Source organism: Methylobacterium sp. BE186, from assembly GCF_031457035.1.
Classification (GTDB): domain Bacteria; phylum Pseudomonadota; class Alphaproteobacteria; order Rhizobiales; family Beijerinckiaceae; genus Methylobacterium; species Methylobacterium segetis.
On sequence record NZ_JAVDVV010000064.1, the window covers coordinates 1 to 1,674 of the forward strand.

Sequence of the window (1,674 nt, forward strand, 5' to 3'; positions counted from 1 at the left end):
GAGATTGTCACCGAAGGGAAGATCAGCGTCGACGAGTACAGGGCGACACCGATCTTCTCGCCTTATCCGGGGCGTGTCGTCGCGATCTTCGGGCAGACGGGGCAGTACGTGAGACAGGGCGTGCCGCTCTTCTCCGTCCAAGCGAACGAGATGGTTCAGGCGCAGAACGATTACCTCGCCGCCCTCAACGTACTAAACAAGAGCCGCGCCCAATCCCTCCACGCGCAGACGGTCGAGAAGCGCCTCCGCGACTTGTTCGAGACGCGCGCGACGACCCTGCGCGAGCTTCAGGTCGCGCAGAACGACCTTTCGAACGCCACGAACGATCTCAAGACGGCCGAGGTGGGGCTGGAGGCGGTACGCAACCGCCTGCGCATCCTCGGCCTCAAAGATCCCGACATGACCGCCCTCCAGCAGAAGGGCGTGATCAACGCCGAGACGATGATCAACGCGCCGCTCTCCGGCACGATCATCCAGCGCAAGATCGGCCCTGGGCAGTACGTCGCCACCGGCGGGGCAGACCCCTCCTACGTCATCGGCGATCTGTCGCTGGTCTGGCTCGTTGCGCACCTGCGCGAGCCCGACGCGGCCAAGGTGATGCTGGGTGAGCGGTTGCTGTTCCGCGTCCTCGCCCATCCGAACCGGACCTTCGAGGCCCGGGTGAACTTCATCGGGACCTCCGTCGACCCGTTGACGCGGCGGATTGTCGTGCGCGGCGAGATCGACAACAGCGACAACCTGCTCAAGCCCGAGATGTACGCGAGCGTCCGCATCATCAAGGAATACGACATCGTCTCGCTCTCCGTTCCGCGCCGGGCGGTCATCTTCGAGGGTGAGAAGGCGAGCGTCTGGGTGCTCAAGGACGGCAACGTGGTCGAGCACCGCCGCATCACGCCTGGCACGCTGAATGACGACAATTTGGAGGTTGTCGAAGGCTTGGCGGCAGGCGAGACCGTGATCTCCAAAGGCGCGTTGTTCATCGACCGCATGGCGACCCAGCAGTGACGTCAGGGTCGCCGGCGCGCCGAAGAGCGAGCGCGACGGTATGTAGCGTCACGCGCGTTTCATGGCCGGGGCCACCGAGCGGCGGCGCGAACTCGGCACTTGGATTGGGCTGATGCGGGCAGATGGCCGAGGTCGTCGCCTAACGCCGCAGGCTGCTCGGCGGCGTCCCGATCCAACACTGAGATCTAGCGCGCAAAGAAAAACCCCGGCGGGGCCGAGGCCGAAGGTCGTCTCTGGGGCAAAAGCACGGCCGCGGAGGGGAGGGAAGCGGACCGTGCATCGGATCAACGGCTCCGCTGATCACCCGTTCCTCTCAGCTCTGGGCCTCCCGCAGACGCAAAAAAGCCCCGCCAGGATCTGGCAGGGCTCATCAGCTTGCGGGGTCAGCGCTACGTGCGAGCTCGCTTAGGCGGCGCGCTTGGCAGCCACGGCCGGGACGTTCTCGTTGCTCACCTCGACGCGGCTGACCTTGCCGACAGCCGGCGCGGTCTCGGTGATGGCGACGAACTCGCCAGCGGCGGCAGCCTTCGGGCTCAGGCGGTCGGCCACAAAGGCGACCAGCGCGGCGTTCGCAGCACCAGCAACGACGGCGGCGGTCAGGAGCAGAGAGATCATGGTGGGCGTCCGGTGCGCTTGTTTGCGTTGCAGTGCTTATGCCACCGAACGCCT

The 1,674-nt window shown here is 65.8% G+C and carries 2 protein-coding genes; one reads left to right on the top strand and one right to left on the bottom strand.

Annotation, left to right across the window (positions count from 1 at the left end):
• The coding region (locus J2X36_RS26725) for an efflux RND transporter periplasmic adaptor subunit (RefSeq protein WP_310355246.1) at positions 1-1,005 on the top strand (1,005 nt) is incomplete at its 5' end.
• Positions 1,006-1,410: 405 nt separating this feature from the next.
• On the opposite strand, the gene J2X36_RS26730 is transcribed toward J2X36_RS26725, so the two are convergent.
• On the bottom strand, positions 1,411-1,620 hold the full coding sequence (locus J2X36_RS26730) for a hypothetical protein (protein WP_132256643.1): 210 nt from the start codon (positions 1,618-1,620) through the stop codon (positions 1,411-1,413).
• Between the last annotated feature and the right edge of the window lie 54 nt (positions 1,621-1,674).

Excerpts from the sequence above, each read along its gene's own strand:
- J2X36_RS26730 (WP_132256643.1), bottom strand. The coding sequence starts at position 1,620 with ATGATCTCTCTGCTCCTGACCGCCGCCGTCGTTGCTGGTGCTGCGAAC.